The organism is Pontibacter aydingkolensis (assembly GCF_019443125.1).
GTDB classification, from domain to species: Bacteria; Bacteroidota; Bacteroidia; order Cytophagales; family Hymenobacteraceae; genus Pontibacter; species Pontibacter aydingkolensis.
In genome coordinates this window covers 40,366-46,694 of record NZ_JAHYXK010000025.1, presented here as the reverse complement: position 1 = coordinate 46,694, position 6,329 = coordinate 40,366, and the positions used below count along the sequence as shown (strand labels likewise).

General features: G+C 43.7%; 7 protein-coding genes and 1 pseudogene. 6 read left to right on the top strand and 2 right to left on the bottom strand.

Annotated elements, in window-relative coordinates:
• The 4 genes and pseudogenes from K0O23_RS20625 to K0O23_RS18480 form a co-directional block, all read left to right on the top strand.
• A pseudogene (locus K0O23_RS20625) lies at positions 1 to 113 on the top strand (IS1 family transposase); the annotation flags it as partial.
• Positions 114 to 179: 66 nt separating this feature from the next.
• Entirely contained in the window at positions 180 to 557 is a 378-nt protein-coding gene (locus K0O23_RS18490; protein ID WP_219878937.1) for a DUF1622 domain-containing protein, read from the top strand.
• A 107-nt stretch (positions 558 to 664) separates the two neighbouring features.
• Positions 665 to 2,776, top strand: coding sequence for an ABC transporter substrate-binding protein (locus tag K0O23_RS18485; RefSeq protein ID WP_219878936.1), 2,112 nt, complete (start codon positions 665 to 667; stop codon positions 2,774 to 2,776).
• Positions 2,777 to 2,919: 143 nt separating this feature from the next.
• Positions 2,920 to 3,333, top strand: coding sequence for a DUF6334 family protein (locus K0O23_RS18480; RefSeq protein ID WP_219878935.1), 414 nt, complete (start codon positions 2,920 to 2,922; stop codon positions 3,331 to 3,333).
• 130 nt (positions 3,334 to 3,463) lie between these two features.
• On the opposite strand, the gene arsC is transcribed toward K0O23_RS18480, so the two are convergent.
• Entirely contained in the window at positions 3,464 to 3,805 is a 342-nt protein-coding gene (arsC, locus tag K0O23_RS18475) for an arsenate reductase (glutaredoxin) (protein ID WP_219878934.1), read from the bottom strand.
• Between the two features lie 112 nt (positions 3,806 to 3,917).
• On the opposite strand from arsC, the gene K0O23_RS18470 reads away from it, so the two are divergent.
• The gene (locus tag K0O23_RS18470; RefSeq protein WP_219878933.1) at positions 3,918 to 4,691 is read left to right on the top strand and encodes a LolA-like protein; all 774 of its coding nucleotides are present in this window, start codon (positions 3,918 to 3,920) and stop codon (positions 4,689 to 4,691) included.
• A gap of 292 nt (positions 4,692 to 4,983) precedes the next feature.
• Here K0O23_RS18470 and ung read toward each other — a convergent pair whose 3' ends face one another.
• Positions 4,984 to 5,646, bottom strand: a complete 663-nt coding sequence (gene ung / locus K0O23_RS18465; protein WP_219878932.1) for a uracil-DNA glycosylase — start codon at positions 5,644 to 5,646, stop codon at positions 4,984 to 4,986.
• 84 nt (positions 5,647 to 5,730) lie between these two features.
• Between ung and apaG the strand changes: the two genes are divergently transcribed.
• The gene (gene apaG / locus K0O23_RS18460) at positions 5,731 to 6,117 is read left to right on the top strand and encodes a Co2+/Mg2+ efflux protein ApaG (protein ID WP_219878931.1); all 387 of its coding nucleotides are present in this window, start codon (positions 5,731 to 5,733) and stop codon (positions 6,115 to 6,117) included.
• The last annotated feature ends 212 nt before the right edge of the window (positions 6,118 to 6,329 follow it).

Sequence of the window (6,329 nt, the reverse complement as noted above, 5' to 3'; positions counted from 1 at the left end):
GAACAAGAAACAGGAGAATAGTCAGGAAAACGGCCTGCTTCTCTAAAAAAGAGCAAAACCACTACGATGCTATGAAGCTAATATTCTATTACCGAAATCATCATACATTGTAGACCACAACCTAAATTTAATTGTATAGTCAACTCTATAAAACTGTATCTACTCGCCAGCGCTAACATATGGAAGGCATCAGGCATTACTTTGAATACATAGCTATAGCAATTGAGGCATTTGGTGTTCTAATTATTGCGATCGGGGCTGTTGTTGCATTGCTCCGTTTTATGGTCCCGATCTGGAACTCAGAGGTTAGGTCGTACAGGCAACTGCGCCAGGACCTGGGCAAGGCCATATTGCTGGGCCTGGAAATGTTGGTAGCTGCCGATATTATTGCCACTGTGGTAACGGAGCCAACCATGGAAAAAGTGCTCACCTTAGGCCTTATCGTTCTCATCAGAACATTCCTGAGCTTTTCGTTGCAGGTGGAACTGGAAGGCAAGTTCCCATGGCAAAACTATAAGTCCCCGGACAGATCTGACCACCTCGAGAAAGGGCCTTAACAGATTATTACTGCTTTTTATACCCATATTCGTATACTATGTAAATAATGGTCTGTTATGCTTTAAAGTATAACAGACCCTATTCCATACGTTTTTATTTGCCGATAATGCCCCGTATTAACCTACGCTTAAAACAGGTTGCAATTATTATTGCAGGGGTAATTCTTATTGGCTTTATACTTTACAACCATTATTACTCCCGGCCTTCGCTTAAGGGCCACTATACCATTGGGGTTATACTTAACAACATCGAGCTTACCCCAAACGACATGGAAGTGGTGCGGTATGTCGTTAAAAGAAAAACAGACCTGATAAACCAGCAGGGTGGCGTAAACGGAAGAGAACTCAGAGTTAAATACCTGGATGACAAAGGCAACCCGGAAGTTGCAAAACAGGTGGTGCAGGAAACCATTTCGGACAAAAACATGATCGGCTATGTGGGTTGCTGGAGCTCTACCAGATCCAAAGCCATATCTGAAATAGTTGGCCCTGCCCGGATGCCATTTATCGGAGGCTACGCCCTTACTACCCTTTTCGTGGATTTCCCAACCATGTTTACAGCAGAACAGAGTATAAAAGATGTATCGGCACGCTTCGACCTGCTGCTTAAATCTAAGTATAAGCGACCTGCCTTTATAGGTAAAACCAACGACCTTTACTCTATTGTCCTGCTCGAGCAACTAAGGGAGCTTCAAAAATCAGATCCTACTGTAAAAGTGGTGCTGGAGAAATGGTATCCAGCAGAGTATAACTTTACCCAAGCTAATTACGACTCCATCTCTGACATGCTTGCTAAGGAAGCCGATTTTTTACTACTTTCTTTTGAGAGCGGAATTACATCAGCCATTGTTAAAGAAATCCGTAAAGCCGGCATAACAGTTCCGGTCTTTACTGCCCTTGGCGACCTTGGTTTTGTAGTATCGCAAACGGATGGCAAGTATGCCGGCGAACTCTTTGATTTAAACGTGGTAGGCATACCCGGCACTTTTAACCTGAGGCTACAGGAACAGATACCAACCTTTATGAACGAGATAAGCGCCAGCGAAACACTGGAACTGCAGCTGAGTTTCAGTGCACGGCTGGCAGACAGCATCGGTATTATTGCAGAAGCTGCCAAAACAGGAGATGTAGAAATCGAAAATATAAGGGAGCGTATTAACAACGGAATGCAGAAATACATAGGAGGAGGGCGCATTTACCGCGGCTGGTTTGATGATTGGTACTTTACCCCGGACAGAGCCATAGCCGGTGATGTTTTGCTTGCCTGGAAACCTCCGCTTTTACCGCGCCCTATTCTGGCACCCGACCAGTACATGCGGGTAAACGATACGCTTGTGAAGATACCCGTTTTTTACACCCACATGAACATGGTGCAGATTAACAGGGTAAGCGACACAGAAGGAAGCTTTTATGCCACTTTTTACCTAGAAATTACCTCGCCCAGCAAAGTATCGGTGCAGCAAATAGACTTTACCAATGCGGCACGTAGCGAAACAAGCCACGAATACCTGTTAGATATCAAACCCATACGTACACAAGAGTTGCCAGGCGCACCGCCCTTGTATAACTATATGTATAAGATATCAGGCAAGTTCCTTTTCGAGCCAGACCTTAAAAACTACCCTTTCGATAAACAGAAATTTTCCATTCATTTTCAGCCAGCCAGCGCGGTGCAGCCGTTTTTGGTCCAACCCTCTACCACTGCCCTCAACGATTCTGTTTTTGATGTAAAAGGATGGCACTACCGCAACCAGTATGTAGGCTACGACCACGACATTATTAGTTTTGTGAACACCTTTACCGATAAGCAGCAAACCCTGCCGTTTTACAAGTTTAGTTACACATATGTGCTGGCCAGGGCGCGGGTAGATTTCTTTTTGAAGGTGCTCACCCCGTTGCTGGTTATACTTATCGTTACCTATTTTTCAATTTTTATACCCTTGCACCGCTTCGAAACCATGGAAGCCATGCAGGTAACCTCGTTGCTGGCCTCTATTGCCTTATACTTCTCGGCCTACAAACCCGAAATGGAATACGCCACCATTTCTGATAAGATCTTCATCTTCACCTACATTATGATCACCTCGCTTATCGGCACCTCTATACTACAGTTTGTGAAACGCAAAAAGTATAACACCGAAAGCCGGATTGCCAAAATTTACCAGCACTACATTTTCCCGATCATTATACTTTTGATTACCCTGGTGATTGTCTCGTGAGGTAGGTATAGTTTTTATAAGGTATTTGCTATATTTGATAAAGAACTTACCGGAAATAGTATGAAGAAGTATTACTCCATATATAGTGCAGATAGTGGGAGTAAGTACTCCTGCTAGCTGGTAGTTGGCGGTGAGTTAAATTTATGGAAGCACCCTTCAAAACAGATAATATTGCTGGAGAGAAAATAGAAGCAATCGCCATAGAGGTATGGGACCAGAATAACAATGGGCTTGACTGGGTAACGAAGGTATTCATTCAAACCACTAAAGAAACCTTAGTTATTTCTGTGAATCCAGACCTAGATAAATTGGAGCTAAAAACTGAAAGTGCTATCAATAAACCTATAGCAAGTGACAAGGAAACTTCAATTGTAAGTGTAGACGCAACAGCTCCATTCTCAAATTTGCTTGACAAGAGAATCGTATGGATCTGGACGCTAACTAATAATCAGGGCTATCAAGATGATGCTCAAATAGAAGTGGCTGACGGACAGTATAGGAAACGAATACAGTTTATGGCCGAAGGCTCTCAAATAAAGGTATACAGGCTAAAATAAAAGAAAACCCTACGCCGATAAGGTGCAGCTTTAACCCTTGCTGCGCTGCGGGCTTCTGCTGCACGAACACGTTACACTTCTACTCAAAAATATCATAAAGTCTCAAACTCCAACCTCCTCCCCTACAGTACTAAAGTATACTTAGCACATTTTCTGGAGGGCGTCCCAGTACGGCTTTGTTATCCTTTACCACAATAGGCCGCTCAATCAGCACAGGGTTTTCAGCCAATACCTGTATCAACTCCTCATCCGATAACTGCTGGCTTTTATACTTGTCTTTGTAGAGCTGTTCGCCTTTTCTAAGTATCTGCTCTGGTTTCAGGTTTAGTTTCTGCAGCAGCTCTTTCAGCTCAGTGGCAGTTGGCGGGGTTTTAAGATACTCCACTACTTCGGGTTGCTGCCCGGCATTTTGAATAAGCTCTAAAGTTTGGCGGCTTTTGCTGCAACGGGGGTTATGGTATATTCGGATCATAAGGCTTGAGTTTATCCGGACTAATTTACAAAATATGGAACAGGCTTAGCAAAAAAGTATAGCTATAGCCCTGCATTTTTTAGTAATTTGGCCGCTTAATCTACTAAACACTATGAAAAAAACATTACTTAGCTGGGCTGTAGCTATACTTTGCATAAGCCTGGCCAGCCTTAGCTTCTGGGGCTTCACCTCTCCCGGAAAAAACAAGACCATCACGAACGGCACCGACCTCGTAAAAGCCATGTACAGCCGCTGGCACAAAAAGTGGTATCCTAATTTTGCTTTCGATCAACGTGCTATTTTTTACGAAGGTGAAACCGTAACCAAAGAAGAAGTATGGCAGGAAGTATACAGCCAGCCGGGTTACTTGGGCATCCGTTTCAATGGCTTTGAGAGCGGCAACGGTGTAATTTTCAGGAATGACTCGCTGTATACTTTTAAAGACAACCAACTGCAGGGCAAAACCCCTCAGTTGCACCCGCTCCTGCTGCTGTGTTTCGATGTATACTTTCTGCAGCCTAATGTAAGTGCTGAAAAGCTGCAGAAATTAGGCTTTAACCTTACTAAAATGACAGAAGCTAAATGGCAGGGCCGCGATGCCTACGTTATCGGCACTACCGATGCTACAGACAATACAACTCCCCAGTTTTGGGTAGATAAGGAACGTCTTTACATTTTAAGGGTGCTTACCAACCCTAAAGGCACGCCACGCGATGTAGAAATAGGCAACTACCAGAAAATTGAAGGCAAATGGGTAGCAACAGAAGTAATCTTTAAAACATATGGCAAAACAACCATGCGCGAAGAATACTATAACATGCGCTTCCCGAAGGTTATGAACAAAGCCTGGTACGATCCGGCACAGTTTGTCAACACAACCTGGTAGGCTAAAGCTTTACTTTACCAACTGCCCCTCTCCCGAAACAAGTCCGGGATCGATGGCTTAACTAAGGCGGGGAGTTCTTGCCATTTCAAAATTCCCCTCTTGAGAGGGGTAGGGGTGTGTTTTTGCTCTGTAGCCGTTGCTTAACCTCCCTTCTACCAAGATCTTTTCAAGATGACAAAACGGGGAATGCCAAAACTATTAAGATGGCAGAAGAAGCAGTAGTAGCAGGCTCCCCTCCTTGGTTAAGTCAAAGATCCCAGACTTATTTCGGGGCAGGGGTGGTTGGTATTTACTACCAGTCAATCGGCTCTTTGTCATGCTCAACCAGGTAGTTGTTGGCCTTGCTGAAATGCTTGTTCCCGAAAAATCCCCTGTCGGCGGCAAACGGTGATGGATGGGCTGATTTTAGTACGAGATGCTTTTTCTCATCAATAAAAGCGCCTTTTTTCTGGGCATAAGCTCCCCAAAGCATAAACACCACATGCTCCTTTTTATCGTTAACCTGCTTTACCACGGCGTCTGTAAACTCTTCCCAGCCCTTTTTCTGATGCGACCCTGCATTGCCGGCCCGTACCGTTAGTGTGGCATTCAGCAATAATACACCTTGTTTTGCCCAGCGCTCCAGGTTACCGGTAGCCGGTACATCCTTACCCAGGTCACTTTTTATCTCTTTAAAGATGTTAATGAGCGAGGGTGGCGTACGAACCTGGTCACTCACAGAAAAAGCCAGTCCGTTAGCCTGGTTTGGGCCATGATAAGGGTCTTGCCCAAGTATGACAACCTTTACCTCATCGAAGGGGCACATTTGAAAGGCATTAAAGATCTGGTTGCCTGCCGGGTAAACTTTTTGAGAAGTGTATTCGTCTTTAACAAAAGAGACAAGATTTTTGAAATACGGTTTTTCAAATTCATCTTGCAGCACATTTTGCCAGCTTTCTTCTATCTTTACATTCATGAGCGTTAGGAATAGTGAGTTTGGTAAAATTATGGAACCATCGCTTTCCTTAATGGTTTCTAAGTATACAAAAAACTCTGTAACATGGATACAAAAACAACAGAAGGTGTAAAAGTTACCGTTACCACAAATTACCTTCCAGACTATTCCAGTCCTGTACAGCAGCATTATGTATTTGCCTACAAGATAAGTATAGAAAATAACTCTGAGTTTACAGTAAAGCTACTACGCCGCCATTGGTATATACACGATGCCACTGGTATAGTGCGTGAGGTAGAGGGCGAAGGCGTAGTAGGACAGCAACCAACCCTGGAGCCTGGCGAATCGCATGAGTATGTGTCGGGTTGCAATCTGAAAACAGGAATGGGTAAAATGCGCGGCACTTACCTAATGGAGCGGCTGGTAGACGGTAAAAAGTTTGACGTAACAATTCCGGAATTTAACCTAATCGTGCCTTACAAGCTGAATTAGAGATTGAATTGTTGAAGGTTAAATTGCTGCGGGTTGTAATATAAAATATTGAACACACCCCTACCTCTCTCAAGAGGGGAATCTTTTACCTGGTCTCTAAAAATTGATTTTCGAATAAAAATCCTCTGGACAACCCAACGGAGTATATAGTGATTAGGCCACTAACAATTAGCAATCAACAATTTAACCTCCAACCATTTAACAATTCAACA